18 protein-coding genes are annotated in these 20,037 nt (G+C 67.3%); 13 read left to right on the top strand and 5 right to left on the bottom strand.

Annotated elements, in window-relative coordinates; all coding sequences use genetic code 11:
* Positions 1 to 7 precede the first annotated feature (7 nt).
* Positions 8 to 313, top strand: a complete 306-nt coding sequence (locus PBV52_RS35565) for a hypothetical protein (RefSeq protein WP_274244042.1) — start codon at positions 8 to 10, stop codon at positions 311 to 313.
* A 41-nt stretch (positions 314 to 354) separates the two neighbouring features.
* On the opposite strand, the gene PBV52_RS35560 is transcribed toward PBV52_RS35565, so the two are convergent.
* Positions 355 to 783 carry a hypothetical protein gene (locus tag PBV52_RS35560; RefSeq protein WP_274244040.1) on the bottom strand — a complete coding sequence of 143 codons (429 nt, stop codon included), beginning with the start codon at positions 781 to 783 and terminating at the stop codon, positions 355 to 357.
* Positions 784 to 847: 64 nt separating this feature from the next.
* On the opposite strand from PBV52_RS35560, the gene PBV52_RS35555 reads away from it, so the two are divergent.
* A complete protein-coding gene (locus PBV52_RS35555) occupies positions 848 to 1,513 on the top strand; it encodes a hypothetical protein (RefSeq protein ID WP_274244038.1) in 666 nt (221 codons plus the stop codon).
* 116 nt (positions 1,514 to 1,629) lie between these two features.
* Positions 1,630 to 2,148, top strand: coding sequence for a hypothetical protein (locus tag PBV52_RS35550; protein WP_274244036.1), 519 nt, complete (start codon positions 1,630 to 1,632; stop codon positions 2,146 to 2,148).
* 36 nt (positions 2,149 to 2,184) lie between these two features.
* Here the strand turns inward: PBV52_RS35550 and PBV52_RS35545 are convergent, their stop codons facing one another.
* The gene (locus PBV52_RS35545) at positions 2,185 to 2,403 is read right to left on the bottom strand and encodes a hypothetical protein (protein ID WP_274244035.1); all 219 of its coding nucleotides are present in this window, start codon (positions 2,401 to 2,403) and stop codon (positions 2,185 to 2,187) included.
* Positions 2,404 to 2,463: 60 nt separating this feature from the next.
* Between PBV52_RS35545 and PBV52_RS35540 the strand changes: the two genes are divergently transcribed.
* Both PBV52_RS35540 and PBV52_RS35535 read left to right on the top strand, forming a co-directional pair.
* Entirely contained in the window at positions 2,464 to 2,595 is a 132-nt protein-coding gene (locus PBV52_RS35540) for a hypothetical protein (protein WP_274244034.1), read from the top strand.
* 93 nt (positions 2,596 to 2,688) lie between these two features.
* Positions 2,689 to 3,273 (top strand): hypothetical protein, encoded by a 585-nt coding sequence (locus PBV52_RS35535; RefSeq protein ID WP_274244032.1) that lies wholly within the window; start codon positions 2,689 to 2,691, stop codon positions 3,271 to 3,273.
* A 495-nt stretch (positions 3,274 to 3,768) separates the two neighbouring features.
* Here PBV52_RS35535 and PBV52_RS35530 read toward each other — a convergent pair whose 3' ends face one another.
* From PBV52_RS35530 to PBV52_RS35520, 3 genes are read right to left on the bottom strand one after another with little or no spacing between them, the layout of a single operon-like run.
* A complete protein-coding gene (locus PBV52_RS35530) occupies positions 3,769 to 4,023 on the bottom strand; it encodes a hypothetical protein (RefSeq protein WP_164905042.1) in 255 nt (84 codons plus the stop codon).
* Between the two features lie 39 nt (positions 4,024 to 4,062).
* Positions 4,063 to 4,674, bottom strand: a complete 612-nt coding sequence (locus PBV52_RS35525) for a hypothetical protein (RefSeq protein ID WP_274244030.1) — start codon at positions 4,672 to 4,674, stop codon at positions 4,063 to 4,065.
* A 60-nt stretch (positions 4,675 to 4,734) separates the two neighbouring features.
* Complete coding sequence (locus PBV52_RS35520) at positions 4,735 to 5,691, bottom strand: hypothetical protein (RefSeq protein WP_274244028.1); 957 nt, start codon at positions 5,689 to 5,691, stop codon at positions 4,735 to 4,737.
* 196 nt (positions 5,692 to 5,887) lie between these two features.
* On the opposite strand from PBV52_RS35520, the gene PBV52_RS35515 reads away from it, so the two are divergent.
* The 8 genes from PBV52_RS35515 (at position 5,888) to PBV52_RS35480 (ending at position 19,861) form a co-directional block, all read left to right on the top strand.
* Positions 5,888 to 7,933: a toxin glutamine deamidase domain-containing protein gene (locus tag PBV52_RS35515; protein WP_274244026.1), complete on the top strand. Its 2,046-nt coding sequence runs from the start codon at positions 5,888 to 5,890 to the stop codon at positions 7,931 to 7,933.
* 179 nt (positions 7,934 to 8,112) lie between these two features.
* Positions 8,113 to 10,056 (top strand): SUKH-4 family immunity protein, encoded by a 1,944-nt coding sequence (locus PBV52_RS35510; protein ID WP_274244024.1) that lies wholly within the window; start codon positions 8,113 to 8,115, stop codon positions 10,054 to 10,056.
* Positions 10,057 to 10,473: 417 nt separating this feature from the next.
* A complete protein-coding gene (locus tag PBV52_RS35505) occupies positions 10,474 to 12,537 on the top strand; it encodes an SUKH-4 family immunity protein (RefSeq protein WP_274244023.1) in 2,064 nt (687 codons plus the stop codon).
* A 153-nt stretch (positions 12,538 to 12,690) separates the two neighbouring features.
* Entirely contained in the window at positions 12,691 to 13,602 is a 912-nt protein-coding gene (locus PBV52_RS35500) for an ATP-binding protein (RefSeq protein WP_274244021.1), read from the top strand.
* Positions 13,603 to 13,618: 16 nt separating this feature from the next.
* On the top strand, positions 13,619 to 14,362 hold the full coding sequence (locus PBV52_RS35495) for an SUKH-4 family immunity protein (protein WP_274244020.1): 744 nt from the start codon (positions 13,619 to 13,621) through the stop codon (positions 14,360 to 14,362).
* A gap of 124 nt (positions 14,363 to 14,486) precedes the next feature.
* Entirely contained in the window at positions 14,487 to 15,128 is a 642-nt protein-coding gene (locus tag PBV52_RS35490) for a hypothetical protein (RefSeq protein ID WP_274244019.1), read from the top strand.
* 31 nt (positions 15,129 to 15,159) lie between these two features.
* Positions 15,160 to 17,355 carry an SUKH-4 family immunity protein gene (locus PBV52_RS35485; protein ID WP_274244017.1) on the top strand — a complete coding sequence of 732 codons (2,196 nt, stop codon included), beginning with the start codon at positions 15,160 to 15,162 and terminating at the stop codon, positions 17,353 to 17,355.
* A gap of 262 nt (positions 17,356 to 17,617) precedes the next feature.
* Positions 17,618 to 19,861 carry an SUKH-4 family immunity protein gene (locus PBV52_RS35480; RefSeq protein WP_274244014.1) on the top strand — a complete coding sequence of 748 codons (2,244 nt, stop codon included), beginning with the start codon at positions 17,618 to 17,620 and terminating at the stop codon, positions 19,859 to 19,861.
* The last annotated feature ends 176 nt before the right edge of the window (positions 19,862 to 20,037 follow it).

Below are 20,037 nucleotides of genomic sequence, written 5' to 3'. Positions count from 1 at the left end.
GCGATCGGTGACCTCGGACCACCCCGCCCCGCCCACCACGTCCGAGCAGGCTCTCGCCATCGTGCGCAGCCGCTATGCGCAGCCCGAGCTGCCGGACGGCACTCCGGCCGAGCTGCGCGTGGCGGAGTTCGACATCGGATACCTGGTGTACGCGGTGTTCCCGGCGGTCACGGACGCCGCCGGGCGGCCGCAGCCCGCTCCGCCCGGCGGCAGCAAGATCGTGGTCGCCAAGGACACCGGCGAGACCGTCACCGTCCCCAACTACCCGACCGAGGCGGCCATCGAGCTGTACCGGAAGCAGCGCCAGTCATGACACACGTACGGCGCGGGCGTGAACGTACGGCACGGGCGTGATCAGTACAGCGAGAACCCGCCGCTGTGCCGCCCCTGGTTCTTCTTCCCGGACTGCGAGCTCGCGCCCTGCGGCCGCTTCGGCTCGGACGGGTCGGAGGAGGGGCCACCGCCGGACAGCGGCTCGCCGTGCCTGACCTGATCGCGCTGCTCCTCCGACAGCGACTCCCACTGGCCGCGCAGGGACGCCATGCCTCCGCCCAGAGCGCGTGACACGGCAGGGTCGTCCAGGGCGTCGCGCAGGGCGAGGCGGCCGGAGAGCAGCTTCTTGGCCGCCTCCTGCATCTCCTTGCCGGCGCCTTCGGTTTCGGACAGCTTGCGCAGGGCGGAGTTCAGGGAACGGATCTGGTCCGGTTCGAGTGCCTCGTCGATCACACCGCGTTCCTGCGAAGGGCCGTGCGGGTTGGGTGAGTTCTCGGGTTTCCTGGTCATTCGCTTCTCCTCGACTCTCGACGACTGAAGTATCTCCCCGTCACACGTGGAAGGACCCACCGCCATGGCTCGGACGCAAGGCACAGGAAGCGGCACAGGCGTCGACCATCCCCTCACCGGTCTCACCGGCCTCGTCGGCGGAGCCTTCGGGCGCCTCGGGCGGGCGGGCGGCTTGGTGTTTCTGCTCGCGGGGCTCGTCCTGAGCGTATTCGGCGCGTACGAGGGGGCGTACGCCGCGGGTTGGGCGGGCACGCGCGGCACCCTGACGGTGCAGCAGTGCGAGGTGAGTTACCCGAGCAACGCCTCCCGCAGCAGCCGTAAGAACCGCCGGCCGGTCCGCTGCGAGGGCACCTTCCTCTCCGAGGACGGCAAGAGTACGGACGCCCATGCGGCGGTGCAGGTCAGGAAACGGTACGCGCAGGGCGCCGAGTTGGCGGTGCAGCAGACCGACCCGCCGACAGCGGCGGGCGCGATGGATGCCGAGTACGTACAGACCGGGATGGACCGGGCCTGGCGCTGGTTCGGCGCCTTCTTCGGTGGCTGGGTCCTCACGGGGCTCGGCGTCTTCTGCGTCGCCACCGGGTTCGCGCCGTTCGGGCGGAGCCGTATCTCGTTCGACGCTGCGTGGGAGGCGGCGGGGCGGGGAAGGACGCGGTCAGTCGTGATCGGGATGATCGGGGTGGGGCTGGTCGGGGCCGGGGTGTCGTTCCTGGTCAGTTACTTCTTCTGACCGGTTCCCACACACTTCACCCCCGGTGGGCGCCCGGCTGACGCCGGAGGGTAGCGTGCGCCCGTCAACTTCGCGTTGATCGCCATCCGTTCAGCCAACCACGGGGTCTCCCAAGCATGTCCACGCCTCCGCCGCAGTACCAGAACCAACCGCCGTACGGGCAGCCGCAGCAGCCGTACGGATACCCGCAGCAGGCGCAGCCGCAGGCTCCGTACGGGTATCCGCAGCAGCCGCAGCCTCCGCGCGGGCCACAGCGACCCCAGCCGGGGGGTCTGTTGCGGGCCGTGAAGTCCGCCGTGATCGTCGTAGCGGTGTTCGGCGCCGTGGGCTACTGGGTCTGGGATTACAACACCAGCCCCACCGGCGGCAAGGCCAAGGCAGAGGCTTCGGCGTCGGCGGCGGCTGAGGAGGCCAAGAAGCACGAGCCTGAGATCGGCGACTGCGTCAAGGTCGCGGACCCCGACGGCGACCCGGTGCCGACAGTGGTCGACTGTGACTCCGCCGAGGCCGAGTACAAGCTGGGTGAGTGGATGCCCGGCAAGGGCAGGGAATGCGGGTCGGAGTACGACTACGGGATTCAGTACCGCAACACCGGCCACAGGTCCAGCTACACGTTGTGCTTCACCAAGGTCTGATCCGGCCTTCGGCTCGCTGACCAGAACTCGATCGAGTCAGGACAGCGCATCCGCCAGTGACGCGCCCGCCGCCGCGAAAATGATCGCCATCATGGCCAGGCGGGTGCGTCCGCGCCGCGCCAGCTCCACGCTGAGACCGGCAGCAGCGAGGCTCAAGCCGTACACCACGGTTCCCACAACCGCCTGCGTACCGCTTCTGAGATGCCCCACGATCACCATGAGGCAGACCAGCGCCACCAACGCCCCGGCGGCCATGAGCCCACCGCGGGCGCTCCGCGCCTGCCGGGACCGCTGTCTCGCGAACCCCGGGTCCGCTTGCCCTTGGAATCTCGCCGTGAGCTCATCCGCGCCGGGCGGGACGAGATCGCCCTCGTCGCCTCGCACCTGCGTCTGTACCTGTTCCCCGCCGCGTTCCCGGCCGTGCGTCGTCATGGGGAGGCAGCGTAGGTCAATTCGCTAAGCTCACGCACCATGTTGCCTTCGCACACGCCCTCCCCCGCGCCCGATGCCACGGTCATACGGACTGGTCGCCGCGGCGCCATGACAGGGCTCCCTTGCTCCGTCCTGCTCATCGCGATGGGCGCGGTCGGCGTCTTCGGCGCTGTCGTGGTTGCTACCGGGAACCAGAAGGGACAGTCCAACCCGGCAGGGTACGCGGGCCTCGTGTTCATGCTGTTGCTCGGTGCGCTCGGCGTGTTCCTGTTCATCGCCAACTGGGCGAACCGCCGCACCCGGGTCCTCGTCGACGCCACCGGCCTGTGGGTCGAGAACGGCACGCTGCGCAACGTCATCCCCTGGCAGGGTCTCGCCGGAGTCGGCCTGTTCTGGAGCAAGTTCGGCCGAAGCCAGCAGGTCTACTCCCTGGAGCTGTTCCCCACCGGTCCCATCGACGTGGACGACCCGGTCCTGTGGACCCTGGTCCGCGACGAGGAGCCGCTGCATCCCGGCCTTCCCCGGCTGCGCTACCGCCTCCCCTTCCCCGCCCCCTGCCGACAGGAGATGGTGACCGCGGTCCAGGGGTACGTCCCGCACCTCTGGCTCGGCGAGTCCGAGCGGGCCGAGGGCCACGTCGGCCGACCCGACATCAAGGGACACCGACAGCGCACTCAGGGCCGTACGCAGTGAACCGTCGGCCTCGTAGCGCGCCGCTGCGGACAACAGCGGCGACCTGGAACGGACTTGTGACAGCAAACACCTGAAGTCACCGGCAGGTGAGTCCGTAAACTCTGCGGACGGCTGTACTCCTGTGTGGATTCCCTCGGCTGGTGAGGGAGGTGTACGGCCGTACTGTCCGACGGGGGTGCTTTCTGCTGTGGCGATGATGTTGCCGGACGAGCTCGAGTGGGTTCTCGAGATGCTGGGCTACAGGTGGCCGACGGCGAACGAGGACAAGCTCAGAGACTGCGCCACCATGTGGCGGGAGTTCGGCGAGAAGGTCAACGAGCTCCACACCACGGCGAACAGCAGCGCGCGTCAGGTCACCGCCCACAACGCCGGTGAGTCGATCGACAAGTTCACCAAGACCTACGAGAAGTTCGACGGCGGGGGCGGCAACGACGGCTACCTCCGCAGCGCCGCCGAGGCCGCGTTCCTCATCGCGAACGTGCTGGAGGCCTGCGCCTACCTCGTCGAGTTCGCCAAGTGGGCGGTGATCGCCCAGCTCATCGCCCTGGCCATCCAGATCGCCGCCGCCGCTGCCGCCGCGCCCTTCACTTTCGGTCTGTCCTCGGTAGCGGGAATGGGCGCCACCCAGGCCGCCCGCCTGATCGTCCGACGCCTCCTCGACGAGCTCAAACAAGCCATGTTCGAGGCGCTCATCGAGATGATGAAGGAACCCGCGATCTCTGCGGTCGAGGCGATGATCAGCGACCTCATCCGCCAGACCGTGAACGTCGGCTTCGGCGCCCAGGAAGGCTACGACGTCGGCGCCACCCTCAAGGCCGGCGGCGAGGCAGGCCTGGACGCCCTCAGGCAGAGCCCGCAGACCTTCGCCGAAGGCGTGCGCGACAGTCTGGGCCAGAAGGCGGGCAGCCGGGCGCGGAACGCGATCGACAGCCGCATCGACGGGTACGACGGGGTGTCGGCGTCGGACTTGCCGGGGGGTGACATCGGGAGCGACTCCAGCAGCGGTTCGGAGAGTTCCAGCTCCTCTTCGTCCTCCGATTCCTCCTCGTCCTCCGACTCGAGTTCGTCCGACTCCTCCTCGTCCTCCGATTCGAGTTCGTCGGACTCGGACTCCAGCACCTCGACGCGTTCGAGCAACGGCAACATCCCCGGCGCGAACATAGGCAGCGGCATATCCGCCGACACAGGCGGCAACGACATCCCGGCACCCAACATCGGTGCGGGCCCCGACTCCGGCTCCGGGCCGGGATCCGACGCCGGGAATCCGTCCTCCTCGGACTCCCCGTACTCACGGCCGACGCAATCTCCAGGGTCGTCCCTGTCGGACTTCGACGACCCCTCGCCCAGCGGGCCCTCGTCCAACGGCTCCGACTCCAACGGCTCGTCCAGCACTCCGAGCACATCCGGACCTTCGCACTCCGGCGGCGGCTCCCCCGTATCCGGCCTGTCGTCCCCGAGCCCTCAATCCACGCCCACGTCCGGGGCCCCGTCGTCGGGCGGTACGTCGTCCTCGCCGGGGGGCGGCTCGATCGGCACCCAGATCGACGGCCTGGCCGCCAGCGCGCCCACGCAGTCCAACGCGGCGCCGACGCCGACGGCCGACTCGTCTCCCTCCAGTTCCGGCGGCCGGTCGGACAGCGGCGGCTCGGGCATGCCGACGTCGCCCACGGCGCCTTCCGCCGGGGGTGCGGTTCCGGGTGGCGGGCACCACAGCCCAAGTGCTTCGGGCGGCGCCGGCACCCCGTCCGCGACGAGCCCGAATCCCAACTCCGGTCCGGCGAGGAATCCTTCCGCCAGTACGCCTGGTACGCCCTCCACCACGGGGACCGGGCCTGCCTCAACCCCGAGCCCCACCTCTCCTACGACGCCTCGGAGTACGCCCGCTTCGACGCCGGACGGGCGAGTTCCGGGGACGGGGGACGGCCGTACGCCGGGTACGCCCGCGCAGAGCACGCCGGACGGTCGGATACCGGCCCAGCGCCCCGGGAGTGCGACCCCGGGCGACGGCAGCACGCCGCGGAACACCCCCGGTACGACCCCCGGCGACCGCACTCCGCCGCGCAACAACCCCGGTACCGCCACGCCGGGGGACGGCACCACGCCGCGCAACACCCCCGGGAACACGACGCCGAACGACGGCGCCTCCTCCCGCAACAACCCCGGTACGACACCTGGCGACCGCACTGCGCCCCGCAACAGCACGGACTCGACCAGCAGCAGCCGTACCCACACCCCCGGCCCGAGCCCGAGTACGACCACCCCGAACCAGAACCCGGCGCAGTCGACTCCCCCCAGGGCCGCATCGCCCTCCACGAGCACGCCCACGACGTCGCCCTCCCCGTCGACCGGCAGTGGACCTGATCGCGCCTCGACACCGAGCAACAGCACCCCGAACTCCTCGACCCAGCCTGGCCCCACCGCCCACAACCCCACCGCTCAGGGCACACCCGGCACCCCGAACCAACCGAACGCCGGCTCCACCCCCACCAGGCCGCCCCACCAGCCCGCGGGCAGCACGCCGAACACCCCGAACCAGCCGGGCGCGCAGCCCAACACCCAGCAGCCCCCGGCGAACACCCCGAACCAACAGCAGCAGCAGCCTCAGGTCATTCCGGTGCCGGTCCACCACGTGGTCACGACGCCGAACAACCAGCCCCAGCAGTCCACTCCACAAACCCCTGACTCCAACAACAACGGCAGTCAGCAGAACTCTTCGGACAACCCGAGGCCGAAGGAGACCCCGACCCCGGCCTCGGAAACCCGCAACACCAACCCCCCGGGCGGTGTCACCGACCCCACCCGCGCCGAGCAGGACGCCCTGGAAAACTCGGTCCCCCGAGACGAGAACGGCGACCCGACCCGACCGCCGGACCCGGCGGACGGCCGCTGGGTCGAGCGCATCAACGGCGACGGACGCGACGCCCCCGGCCGCAACAACAACTGCGTCGACGTAGCCCTGTCCACGGTGGACACCTACGCGGGCAACCCCACGGCAGCGGCCAGCCGTACACCCGACCTGGACGCGGACGGCAACCCCTCGGACCGCGGCGAGAAGGGCGGCCGCGACCGCATCGAGGACACGCTGGGCGCCCGCTTCAGCGACATGGGCAACGGACGCGACGCCTTCAACCGCCTGGAGAACACCCTCCGCAACAGCGGGCACGGCTCACAGGCCGTGATCATCACGCAGGACGCCAATGGGCGGGCGCACGCGTGGAACGCCGTCAACCACAACGGCAAGATCACATACATCGACGCGCAGACTGGGCAGCAGAGTTCGAAGCCGCTGCACAGTGGAAACAACGGGGTCTTCGCGATTCCGCTGGACTCTGATCGGCAACCCGTGTCGCCGGACAAGCCGGAGACAGAGGGCTCACGCAACGGTGAGCGGCAGGCCCCAGAGACCCCGGGCAGCGCGCCCGAGGAGCCCGCAGGCGAGTCACTGCCGAAGTTCGACTCGGAAGAAGTCCGCGGGTCTGCCGAATTCGGAGAACGGCAAACGCAGGACCACACCCACGAGAATATGCCTCTCGAGGAATCACAGGCGACTCTCCGCAAGACACATGATGTATCGCAGGTCGATCTTGGGCCGGTCGTTGAGAACGCGCACCGCTGGGCAGAAGACGGATCGCTGGCCCGCGTTGTAGATGAGGTACGCCAGAACAAGAAAATCAGCCAGGATCGCCTCAATGAAATCCTTGGCGATAACTTCAAGAATTTGAATAACGATCAGAAGATGGCGGTCATTGCTGGAATCGCACGCATCAGCAACTCATTCCATGAGAGCCACGCCGCAGGAAACAGCCCGATAGATCTCGACCCGGAACGCCGGCGCCCCAAGGGCGAAGAGAATGAAATCGACCCCCGCCCGGGTGTTTCCATGCACGACAACACCGCGATACCGCGAATGAAGCCGGACGACAACAACCCCAGTCCTGCCTCGCGAGCTCGCGAGTACGCGGTGAGCCACGAGGCCGACAACAACAGCAAGGAAGCCAGGGACGCAAAGCACGACGAATTCGATAAGCTCTGGAAAGACAATAAGAACGACGGCATGCGACCGGACATGTCGGGCAAGAATTATGCCGTGCTCGAGGTACATGAAAAGGTCGGCGACGAAGTGAAGGTCCACTACGTCATCGACACCTCCATTCCAGGAAGCGATCGATATCACCACGACCACTCGGAACCCCACCTGGGCGAGTGGATGAGGACCGTCGAAGAAAAACAGCCTGGCCGCTTCAAAGCCGTGTCACTGTACACCGAGTTCGAGCCCTGTGGAAATAGAACAGGAACCGGTGGGGCGAACTGCTCCGACTATCTCAGCCATGACATGGAGCGAGATACTGACGATTCTCGCGCCCGCACAAAAAAGGCGCGGGAGAATCGCCCTGAAGAGCAGCAGGAAAACCCCCGAAAAAGTGATCTTCGCGTCTCGTACGGAATCGGCTACCGCAAGGGCGACATGGGGAACGAAGCCGCAGCCAAGGAAGCCGAGTACGACAGTCCAGCGGACCGGCGCGAAGCCATCAAGCAAGGCAAGGCCGAGGACATCGCCATGCGCCAGCAGGTCAAGGCGATGACCGACGAGCAGATGGTGAGATATCGCGGCGAGTGGTTGCGGGCCTGGATGAAGACAGCGGGATCGGGAGCCGAGTGAACCGCTGAGCTCATCGGATATCTTGGAAGAATTAGAAGGACGCGAACGCTGAAGCGAGGAATCGAGTGGAACTGACGCCTGAGCGAGCACTCGAGCAGGCCGAAGCCTGGCTGGCAGAACCCCATCGCCTCTACCGAACCCTCGCCGTCCGCGGTGGAGCGGGGTCCGGGAAGACAGCCTTGCTCGACGAGCTGGCAGCCAGGATTCCGGATGCCATCCATGTCGATTGCCAGGGCAAGACCGCGGATGATATCGCCCATCACCTCCTCCACGCCTGGGGCGTCTCCGAATCTCCGGCCTCACTCGTTGCCGGAGCCCAACGCATTCAGAGTGGCGGCGTCGCGCTGCTCGGCAACGTGCAATGGGCCGGTGAATTCGTGACCTCGAGTGAGGCAAGCCGGATCAGCCAGCGCATGGTCCGTACGCTCAAGCAATTCTCGCGGCCGACCTTGCAGTTCGTGGTCGAGCGTTCCGCTGACAAACCGTGGGTGCCTGCACCCACCCGAAATGACATCGTCCTGACCTCACCGGGCGACGGGACCACCCGATCCGGGGAATGGCTGGACATCCTCACCCGGCACCCTGCCGTCCGGGCTCTGGCGGCAGCAGAACGGCGCACGGTCCCTCTCCCTGTCTGGGGGGAGCTCTGCCGATGCCTGGGCATTCAGGTCTCGTCCGGTGAACTCGCCGAACTCGCGGAATCCCTCTCGGATCGCCTGCTCATCTCCGAAGTCCCCGGCTCGGGCAGGGAGTTCGGATTTCACGCCGAATCGGATCGGCATCGGATCAGACTGCTCCGTCCCGTCGATCACGGCAGTCTGCTCTCCGCACTCCTGGAGCCGTTGAAGGCACACGGTGCGACAGCCTGGGAGAACGTCGGCCCCACCGGTGCCTATGCGGCGCGAGCCGCGGCGCTCCATGCTGCCCATGCGGGTCTCCTCGAGACCCTGCTGGCTGATGGTCAGGCCCTTGCGAATCTCGATGCGACGGGGCTGTTGCAGGGCATGGCCGCGACCTGGCCCCGCGGGATTCCGCAGGGCGGCCTTGCCATCGATGCCCACTATCTCGAGCAACTGGGGCTCGCGGCCGCACCACATGCGGAGTGGGTAGCGTGGCTGCATCATTCCGCGCTCAATCGGGGGGATGAATCGCTGGCCCGGTCGATCGTCGCCGACTCCGGGGTCGAACTCCCGTGGAAAACCGTCTGGACCAGGTGCCGACCGTTCGGCACCTTCGGACGGTCGGAAGAGCCCGAGGACACGCTGGCGGACCAGCCGTCGGAGGACGCCCCTGGAACTCGAGACTTTCCGGAACTCGCCGAGAGCGGCTCCTGGCGCCTCCGTGCAGTCGGACCACCGGTGCGCCACATCTTCGACGGGCGCCTGGGCGCATCTCGCCCCTTCAGGTCCAAAGCCGTGTCGGATACGGAGTGGCTGATGTCAGGCCCCACCGGCCCATTCGTCGTGGACGTGACAACCACACCGAGGGAACAACCTCACCTGGAGGCGCTGCCGGAACCGTTTGTCGGCCCCGTCACCGAGGCGGCCCTCTGGCGCTGTCCTGCACAAGCCGTGGCACGGAACGCTCCCACTCGGTCATGGCTGGAGAGCTCGTTCGGGCAAGGTACGTGCCGGGTCCTTTCAGAAGACGAACTGCCATCAGGTCTGAGCGATTCCGATAGTCGACAGTTCCTGACCGGCGTCGGTTGGCCCTACTTGACGGACCAACTGCCCTTCGTTCGCACGGCCGACCTGGCGAAGACCGGGCTGGTGGAAGTCCCATGGCCTGATGACGCGGATCCTCCGGAGAGCGAGGGCCCCTTCTACTCTCTGGCCGAGTGGACCGGCGGTAACGTGCTGCTCGATGGCGGCACCGGTGCTGTCGTCCAGGACTACAGCACCGGATACAGTTCGTTGACCTTGGCCACGGGTCTTCGCCAGTTCTGCACCCTTCTCCGCCTGTACCACGAGTTTCTGACAAGTCCTTTCAATACGCCTGCCGAACGTGGAGATGCCCGCCGCAGCCTGTGGCAGTGGGCGGAAGACATCGACTCGGCGACCGAGGACGCAGATCACTGGGAACACGTCTTCGACGGGGATCTGGATTTCTGGGGCACCGAATAGGTCGTCACCTGATGACGGCACTCGATCCGCTGTCCCGCTGCTCCGGTCAACCCTGAGCACCGTCGCGTAAATGATCTTCGGTGTGGTGGGTGACCCAGTCGTTTCTCGTCATCCCGCGAGGGTGAGGTTGTGCACGCGGGCAACGCCGAGCACGGCATTGCCCGACGTCCTTTCAGAGGGCAGTCCCGAAGGACCTTCCAGGTGGCGGATGGAGTGGCCCGGCAGCCCGCGCGGGCTGGTCCTGACGGGAGCGACGGGCAGTGGTCGCTCACATCTGATCACCGGGTTCCTGACGCCCTGCGACCCGGAGTACCGCAAGCGGCTCCCCTGGACAACCTGGACTCGTCGAGGAACTCGGCGCACCGCACCTCGTAGGCTCCAGCATTGGGCCAAGAGAGACATTCAATTGAGGACCACGTGGAGTTGACCCAGCAGGCCTTGGAACGGGCCCAGACGTGGCTTGCGGCGCCACCGAACCGGAGGCAACCCGCTCTGGCGATCCGCGGCACGGCCGGCTCGGGCAAGACCGAGTTGCTTCGGAAACTCGCCGAACGAATGCCGGACGCCGTCTACTTGGACTGCCGGGGCCTGCGGGCGGATGACATCGCTCGTCGCCTGCTACAGGCATGGGGGGGCGTTGACAAGGGGCAAACCCTAGCCGATGGCGTACGTCGGCTGACGCGGGACGGGGTCGCTCTGCTGGCGAATGTCCAATGGGCTGACGAATGTGTCACCTCTGGTGAAGCGAGCCGGATCACCAGGGATCTGGTCGCCCACTTCACCCGATCCGGTCGGGCGGCTATCCGATTCGTCATCGAACGCTCAGCGGACAGGCCATGGGTCTTCCTGCCGACCCGAAATGAGTTGGTTCTCCAGGCGTCACTCGACGCACAAGCCGCCGATGCGTCCCTGGTCAGACTGCTTGCTACTCACCCGGCCCTGCAGGCTCTGGCCGCCGCCGAACTTCGCAACATACCCCTGAGCGTATGGGAAGAGCTGTGCAAGATCCTTGAGATCCGGGTGTCGCAGCAGGAGTTGAGCGGGTTGCCGGAACGCCTGCCGACGCTGCTCAGCGTGTCTGCCGCAGCCGAAGGGCAGGTACGGGTCGGCTTTCGGGCGGAGGCTGTACGCCACCGGATCCGCGAACTGAGCCGAGTCGATCACGCGGCTGTAGTCACAGCACTTGTCGGCTCCCTCAGTGGACCAGCATCCGGACCTTGGCGAACGGCGGGGCCTGTCGGCGTATACGCGACACAGGTCCTGGGTCTCCACGCCATCCACGCGGGCATGCTTGACGATGTGCTGAGTGACGGCCGTGTCCTGGCGAACCTGGACGCGACCGGACTCCTGCGGACCCTCGCTGTCCGATGGCCCGATGGTGTGCCCCAAGGGGGTATCGCCATGGACGTTCACTACCTGGAGCGGCTGGGGCTGGCCTCGGCCCCGCATGACGAGTGGGTGGCCTGGGTGCACCACTGTGCGCTGAGCCGCGGCGAGGAACGACTTGCCGGGACCTTCGCGGGAGAAGCTGGAGCGCGGCTGCCATGGCGAACGACCTGGTCCAACTGCCGCCCCTACGGCATGTTCGGCCGCTTCGGGAAATCGGACAACGAGGCACCGGGATACCCGTCGAGCGGAGAGCTCGCGACAGAGGACATTGCAGCGCAGGCCGCAGGGAGCCGCCGTTGGCCGTTCCCTGAGGCGGGGCCTCCTGTCCGAAATATCTTCGACAGGAACCGCGACGACATCAGCGTCGTTCGATCGAAGCGCCTGGAATCCGGACACTGGCTCGTCGTCGACGCATCCGGGACATTCATCATCGATGAGCAAACCGGTCTCGAGCGGCAGTCAGACCTGCCCCCTTTGTCGGACCCTTTCATAGCGGAATCCATTACTCGGGCTGGTGTGTGGGAATGCCCAGCACCGGCATTGGCCGAGGGCGCGCCAAGCCGCGAATGGCTGGAGGCGACCTTCGGCCCCGGAACATGCCGACGCCTACGGGAAGATGAACTGCCGACCGGCCTCGTGCACACAGAGAGCCGACAGTTCCTCGTGGAGACAGGGCTGCCCGTCCTGTCCCACCACCTTCCCTTCATGAGCACCATCGATGCCGCCGAGACAGGGCTGGTTCCCATGCTGTGGCCGGAGCATGCGACACCCCCCGAAGTCACGGGACCCTTCTACCACTTGGGTGACTGGGGCGGAGGCATCGTCCTCCTTGACGGAGGGACCGGAGCGGTTGTCGCGGACGGCAACACAGGTTATAGCGATGCGATTCTGGCGAGCAGTCTTCGAAAGTTCTTCATTCTGCTCCGGCTGTGCCACGAGTTCCTTGTCAGTGACTTCGCCACGAACTACGAGCGCGACGACGCTCTCGAAAGCCTGCAGGAATGGGCCATCAAGATCGACCCAGTCACGGAGGACGCCCTCATATGGGAGCACGCCCTCTCCACAGATCTGAATCCCTGGGTCGCAATGTGATCAAGCGCCACGAGGGCCAGCCGGTATGTCGGAGAATAGGCGGGCGCCACGGGGCCCTTGGAGGCCGGGGCCTGCCGAAGGTGTGGATCCGCGCCATGACGCATGGCGGCCTGCAGAGCACCGGCTCAGAGTGATGCCCAGCACCATGAAAGGATGTCGCCCGCTGTGAATTCTCACCTCAACCTGGAGGAAGCCTCGGACCAGATCAGCTCGCAGCTGACTAAACTTCCACCCAAGCGGGGCATTATCTACGTCGACGGCCCCTCCGGAGCCGGAAAGACTGCACTTCTGGCAGATTTCGCCGCCAGCACCACTGGGGCCGTGCTCGTTGATGCTACGGGCCGCTCCGCGGAAGAGGTGGCGGATCGGGTGATGCGGGCCATCGGTGTTTCATACGGCGATTTCCGGAGCATCCACGCGCTCACCAGTCTCGTGGACGATCTCGTTTTCGACAGGAAGTTCGACCCGAGAATCGTTGTCGTGACCAATACTCAGTGGGCAGGGAAGAGGCGGTTCACAGATGAACCGCTGGGCGTCGCTGCCGGCGGGATCGTTGGAGCGTTCAGTAGGCGCTCCAAGGCGACCAACATCAAACTCGTGGTCGAAGTCGACAGCGAGGTCTACGACCTCGGCCCCCGGAACCCGAACCCCGTCCTGCTCGCCCCCGCCCACGACGTCGTCCGGCTGTCCCCCCACTCACTGCCGCCGCGTCAACGCACGGCCATGACAGCCCTGGCCCTGTCCGAGCCGCACCGCGTGCGCTTCGAGGAGTGGCAGGCACTCTGCTCCGCTCTCGGAACGGATTTCGACGTCGCGGAACTGCGCGCAATCGGCGAGGAGTCGCCTTTCGTCACGGTCGAGACCACGGACGAGCTACCGGTGGTGTTCACTCACGAACGCGATGCCCGGACTCTTCGCGAAGAAGTCCCTGCCGGCACGTTCCAGGCCTTCCAACAGGCCGGCCAAGGGGCCGTTCATCGAGGAAGCCCCGCCCACACCCCAGGCGCCGGCCCGCTGGGGGGCCGAGACCTCCTGGAACCTGGTCCGCGCGGCAGCCGTCGGTGATCCCTCCACACTGCGTGTGATCCAAGCGCCCAAGGTCAAGGACGTGGCCTGCGCCGGCGATCTGGTCGTGCTCGGCGGAAGCCGAGGGATCTATGCGATCGAGCCCGACCCGGACTACATCGAAGCCAACCCGCTGCCCGCACTCCCTGCCATCAGCCGGTACGCAAAGGTCACGCCGCGCCCGTTCGACGAGGCCGCCTGCCGCCCCACCCGCGACCTCGTACTCGACGTGTTCGATGCGGACATCGCCCCTCTCCTGACCGAGGAGGAACTGCCCGCCGGCCTGACGCACGAGCCGACCCGTCGTTTCCTCACCGAGGTCGGCTTCCCTGCCGTCAACGACTTCCTCAGTCTCAGCACCCACAATCTCGCAGGCACCGGCTTCGCCGAGCGCACCTGGGCAGGCACCAAGGAGTTCGAAACGCCCGTGGGAGACGGTCCGTTCTACGAGCTGGGCACCTGGATCGGCGGCATCCTGCTCCTCGACGGCCCCACCGGCCGCGTACTGCGACAGTCGAGGAAGGGCGCGGTCGACGACGACCAGCCCGGCGATCCCCTGGCCGGCTCCTCCCTGGCCCAGTTCAGCGCGATGGTGTGCCTGCAGTGGAAGTACATGCTGGCCTACCACACGAGCGGCGGCCTCGACGGGGAGGACCTCATCGGCGAACTCAGGTCCTGGCTGGCGGGCATCGACGCCGCCGCGGCAGCCACCAGAAACTGGGGGCACGTCACGGATACCGACGAATTCATCTACCTGTAGGCATCCATAGGCCTCGGCACGGCGGGCCCCGCCCGCCAGCCCCGGCCGGTCCCGGCTCACCTCGCTCGACCGCCCCGCGCTGACACGGTGGCCTACCGCTGCCCGCACACCTGATCCCACCGGCTTGATCGGTCTTCAGCGAAGCGGCGGCCGGCTGGTTCCAGGGGTGGACAGGGACACTCCCGGAGCCGGCGGAGAAAACCCGAGCAAGACTGAGATCGCCAACGAGAGGCGCAAGTTCAGGGCACTGTGGCGCGCACACGTCGGTAACGACGCCTCGCTGGAGGCGGCTGTCAAGAAGGCCCAGGAAGAGGGCAAGTCAGAGGCGGAAATCGAGGCAATCCGTGAGCAGCGGCGGCTGATGCGCCCCGACTTCTCGGGCAAGAACTACGCAGCACTTGAGGTCGTCGAGCGGAAGCCTGACGGAACTACCGAGACGCACTACCTGATTGACTCCTCGAGCCCGCCGCTCAATCGCACCGAACCAAGTAACGCCAACTGCGCAGACTACCTCGCGTACGAATTCGGTCGCCCCGCCGGGCAGGGCCGACAGCAGTACAGCGACAAGAGCGACGAAGAAAAATCGACTGTCCCGGAAAAGAAGAACAAAGCAAAGGTCATCTACGGCGCCGGATACCGCATGGGCGAACTCACACCCACAGAAATGCAGAAGCTAAACGAGGATCCGAAGTTCCAAAGCATGTCGGACGAGCAGAAGGCGAAGGAGATCGAGAATCGCCGAAAGGATGACGCTGACGTACCCTGATCGGTCAGGTCGGACAGAGGTGATGACAGTGTTGAGCGAGGATGCAGAGCTGGAAATCCTGGACTGGCTGCTCGACCCTCCGAAGGCCGCGCCGATGCTGTCGCTGCGCGGATCGCCGGGGGTGGGGAAGTCGGCCCTCCTGACAGCCCTGCACGAAGACCTGCCCGATTCACTCCTCGTGGACTGCCGTGGCCTGACCGCGGAGGAAGTGCTCGACCGGCTTCTCACCCACTTCGGTCTCAAGGTCAGGCACCGCCCCCTGCGGGATCCATTGGAGGACGCGCTCGCGGGGATGCGCACAGGGGGCATTGTGCTCCTGGCCAACGTGCAATGGTCAGGCCGTCTCTTCTCCTCGCCGGACGAGGCATACGACATCCAGCGTGTCGCCGCGCAGTTCAGTCGCCGGGGTCAGGGCCATGTGCTGCCCGTCCTCGAACTCGGCGGGCCCAGCGGCCCAGCGGGGGCCGACGACGCGGACGAGATTGTGTTGGAAGCGGAGGTCGAAGGTCCTGACCCCGCCGCCCTGCTCTTGGGGTACCCCGCGTTGCGCGCCCTGGCCGCGTCAGAGTTGCGTGAAATCCCCCTCCGTGTTTGGGCTTTCCTGGACACCGCGCTGGGTGGCCGGCGCACAGAGGACGACCTGCGCCGCAGCGGACAGGAACTGTCTGCCGTGTTGCGCCTGGAACCGGACGCGGACGGCGCAACGACCGTGAGGCTGTCGACCGACGCCCTCAAGCACCTGCTCCGCGAGGCCGCACCCCTGACCCGTGCCGAGCAGCAGTCGATGACCGATGCGCTCCTCGCCGAGGCCCGACGGCACGCCGAAGGCACGGCCGACGCAGGGATCGTGGCGTACGCGAATCGCGCACTCGCCGTCCATGCGGCACTCTCCGGAACGCTGCCCCAACTCATCGATGACGACCCGGCCTTGGCCGCATTCGCCGATCGCGTCTCGCTGCAGCAAGCGATCAGGCTGGCGTGGCCCGAAGGCCCGCCGGTGGGCGGCGTCGCCGGCGACGCCCACTACCTGGACGGCGACGGCGTCACCCCCGACTCACAGAGCGAGTGGCTGGCCTGGCTGCACTGGGCAGCCGTGAACCGTGGGCGCCGCGACTGGGCCGACGCGTTGGAGAACGCGAGCCCGGTACCGCTCGCCTGGCGCACCGCATGGTCGAAGTGGCGCCCCTACGGAGTCCTGGGCGACCGGCCCGAACTCGCCGGATCCGTGGACGGGGTGGACATCGGCACCTTCGCCGGCACTCCCGTCGCGGCAAGTCAGTGCGATGGTTTCTTCGACAAAGAGGACGACTACGACGTCGAGTTGGGCGACACGGAAGCCCTGGAACGCGTATGGCGGCTTTCGGACGGCAGGGAGTTGCTGGCACCTCGGGTCGTCCAGCAGTTCATCACTTCTGAGGGAGCCGTGGAACGGACAGCCGGAAGTGCGCTCGAAACCCGCCGCCACATCCGCTCCCCCGCCCCGGCGCGTGGTCCTGAGTTGCCGATGCGCCTGCTCCCGGACTGCGGGGCAGAAGCGGTGGACGGGGATCGCTGGGTGGCGTACGGCCCGAGAGGCCTCTACGCGTTCGATGTCCTGCGCCCCGAAGAGCTGACGCCTGGGACGGGCCCTTGGCGGCGCTCCCTCGTCCCGTCCTTCCGCTCCACGGCCGTGTGGCCGATGCCTACCCCCGTCTCCGGACAGCGCGCCGCGCTCACCGCATGGTGTGCCACCGCATTCGGCGACCAGGCTCTGCGCCGCCTCCCCGTCGCCGCCCCGCCCGCCGCCCTGACCGAGCCAGAAGCCCGTGCGTTGCTCTGCGAAGTCGGCTTTCCTGAACTCGACGGAAGCGCACCGGCGTTCTTGACCACCGTGGCCGTGGACGAAGCCGGGCTCACACCTGTCGAACGTTCGGAAACCTCCGAGCCCGCTCACCTCCTGGGCCATTGGCTCGCCGAACCCATCATCCTGGAGGGCCGAAGCGGCCGGGTTCTGCTCGCCTCGGTCGCCGGAACCGAACTCCTCGGGAGCAGCCTGTCCCAATTCATGACCCTGGTCGGCCTGTACCGCCTCCTGCCCTTGAGCGACTTCCCCCGCAGGAGCGCCGAGAAGGCCGACGCTCACTGGAGCGTGAAGGCCTGGGCGAAGGAGGTCGACCCCGAAGCCGCCGCATCGTCCAACTGGCAAGCAGCACTGGGCGGATACCTGGACGACCCGGAATCGCTGTGACACGAGCGCCGGAGCCGCACCGGAACCCCGGTCACAGATCACCGAGAGGTATCGACATGCGCGGGACGACACCTGCTGAGAACTGAAGCCCATGACCCACGATGCGACATCCATGGGCCTCGGCACGGCAGGCCTCGCCACCACCGGCCCCGGCCGGTCCCCGCTCAGCGTCTCTCGACCGCCCGCCCCATTCACGCGGACCACATGATCACCGCGCAGGCGTACATGTCCGCGAGGGCCGCTCATGGAAGGGATCACCCCAGTGCCCGAGATCAACGCTGAGGACTGGGCTCGCATCGAGATGTGGCGGGAGCTGCCCGCACGGCAGCGGCGGGTGTTCTCTGTTCTCGGTCCGGCACTCAGCGGCAAGACCGCGTATCTACGAGCAGTGCAGGACCACTGGCCCAGCGCCACACTGATCGACTGCCGGGGCATGAGTGCCGACACGGTCGCTACTCGCATGCGTGAAGAGTGCCGTACCGCTCCTGCCGGTCGTCCCTGTGTCCTCCTCCTCGCCAATGTGCAGTACGCAGGTGAGGTCCTTACGTCGACCGAACCGGCCCGCGTGGCGGAGATCCTGGCTCCGGGATTCAGACGATTCGAAGGCCGTGAGGTCTGGGTCATGGCGGAGTACGACCCGGACCTTGTAGCCCCTCCACAGATCGCCGAATACGAAGTCGTCCTGCCCACGCCGACTTCGGCCGATGGTGCCGCCGAGGAGGAACCTGCTGCGGCCCGCCGGCTGGGGGCACTGGCCGCCGCCGAACTACGCCAAGTGTCGCTGCTTGTCTGGGAGTTGCTGTGCTCCGCAAGTGGTGTTCCTACAGCGGTGCAAGCCCTCCTCTCCTTCGCCGAGCAGCAACCGGATGTCCTGGTCGTGGACGAGGGCCGGTCATCGGTCGCTTTCCGGTCCGAAGCTCTCTTCCATGCACGGCGACGCAGGTGGCCCTGGGATTCCGGGGCCCAATCGCGCGCCGTCGAGGCGCTGGTGTCCGCGACGGCGGACGGCGGACCGGGGCTCTGGTCCGAGCAGGGGCCGGTAGGCCAGTACGCCGCTCACGCTCTTCCTCTGCATGCGGCGCTGGCTGGTGCGCTGCCCCGCCTCCTGGACGACGGGCGGCTGCTGGCCCAGTGCTCGGCGACCGCGCTGCGCGAGAGCCTGGCCATCGCCTATCCCGACGGAGTGCCGTACGCGAGCGTGGCAGCGATGCTGCACTATCTGGAGGTTCAGGGCATCTCCCCCTCGTCACAGGGTGAGTGGGTGGCCTGGCTCCATCACGCGGCACTCAGCGCGGGGCGCGCAGAGCTGGCCGAACAGCTACTGGCTTCGGGGGTTCCGTTGCCGTGGCGCACCATGTGGACCCACTGGCGCCCCATGGGCATCTTCGGCCAGATCCAGGACGAGGCTGGTCGTGTCGACGAACTGGGCGTGGCAGTCGGCGAGTCCGGCTTGACCGTCGTCACGGCCCGGGACGTGACCACGGGCAAGAACGCCTACCCGAAACACCAGTACATCCGTCAGGAGTGGAGCCCGGTGACCGGGGAGCCTGCCTCGGCTCCGGTCGAGGTGCGCGCCTCCCTGTCGGAAGGCGACCTCCCCTGGAGCAACGCACGCCGCTCTCCGAGTCCCGAGGCGCCCGCCGTTACCTTCGCCGAACACACGGACAGCGGCTGGCAACCGGGGACGTCCCCACTCCCTCATCCGCCCAACTGCCCGTCCGCGGTGACCCAGGGCCTTTACGTCGACGGGCTCTGGGTGCTCGCCGGCACCGGGGGCCTCCTCGCCGCATCCGTCCAGGCGGCTGGAAGCACCGCACAGGACACGTACCGCAAGCGGCCCCTGGTCGCCGCACACACCCGGCCCGCTCCATGGCCGCTGCCGCCGTCCGCGTCCGCTGCTCTACGCGGTGACGGAATGCGGGACTGGCTCGAGGAGACCTTTGACCCAGGGACCTGCCATCGGCTGGCCGAGGATCAGCTCCCCAAAGGACTGGACGACCCTGCCGCGCGCCGCTTCCTCACCGAGACAGGCCTGCCGGAGATCAGCGACTTCCTGCATCTCGCCATCACCCCGCGCGGCGACCGCTCCCTGCCCGAAGTGGCCTGGCCCGGTCGGGGCCGGGACGTGCCCCGGCAACGCCGTGCCAGGAGCGAGGCACCCAGCAACGGCCCGTTCTACGAGCTCGGTACCTGGATGTACTCCAGGCTCCTGCTCGACGGCAGCACCGGTCGGCTCTTCAGGGACACCACGGGTGGCTCGCCCGACCCCGTCGCCGGCAGCAGCCTCACACAGTTCTTCGCCATGGTCCGGTTGTACGACGAGTTCCGCAGGACACACTTCCCCTACCTCGCCGATCACAAGGACGCGCAGCGCAGCCTCGCCATCTGGTGCGAGCAGATCGATGGTGCCGCCGCCCGGGCCGAGGCCTGGACGCTCGTCCTCGAGGGGCACGACTTCGAGGACAGCACCTGGGACTTGGCCTCCTACGGGGCTGAATGGGTCTGACACCTGGGTTGGAGGCTTGCGACCGGAAGGTGCAAGATCACTGGCGTGTGCAGATGTACTCGCATCACCGGTGGCTCCAGCAGGGGACGGTCGGGGCTGATCACCGGTTGCGAATGTACTGCGACCTGGCCTTCCGCAAACAGCACTGCGGAGGAACGAGTGATCCTTGCTGACGC

It is taken from the genome of Streptomyces sp. T12 (genome assembly GCF_028736035.1).
GTDB lineage: Bacteria > Actinomycetota > Actinomycetes > Streptomycetales > Streptomycetaceae > Streptomyces.
Note: the sequence above shows the minus strand (reverse complement) of the source record. Positions and strands in the feature narration are given on the sequence as shown.

Bases quoted from the DNA above. Each gene is read 5' to 3' on its own strand.
- PBV52_RS35555 (WP_274244038.1), top strand. From the start codon at position 848: ATGGCTCGGACGCAAGGCACAGGAAGCGGCACAGGCGTCGACCATCCC.
- PBV52_RS35500 (WP_274244021.1), top strand. From the start codon at position 12,691: ATGTCGCCCGCTGTGAATTCTCACCTCAACCTGGAGGAAGCCTCGGAC.
- PBV52_RS35545 (WP_274244035.1), bottom strand. From the start codon at position 2,403: ATGGCCGCCGGGGCGTTGGTGGCGCTGGTCTGCCTCATGGTGATCGTG.
- PBV52_RS35530 (WP_164905042.1), bottom strand. From the start codon at position 4,023: ATGAGGTCGCTGATCATCGCCTCGACCGCAGAGATCGCGGGTTCCTTC.
- PBV52_RS35550 (WP_274244036.1), top strand. From the start codon at position 1,630: ATGTCCACGCCTCCGCCGCAGTACCAGAACCAACCGCCGTACGGGCAG.
- PBV52_RS35560 (WP_274244040.1), bottom strand. From the start codon at position 783: ATGACCAGGAAACCCGAGAACTCACCCAACCCGCACGGCCCTTCGCAG.
- PBV52_RS35535 (WP_274244032.1), top strand. From the start codon at position 2,689: ATGACAGGGCTCCCTTGCTCCGTCCTGCTCATCGCGATGGGCGCGGTC.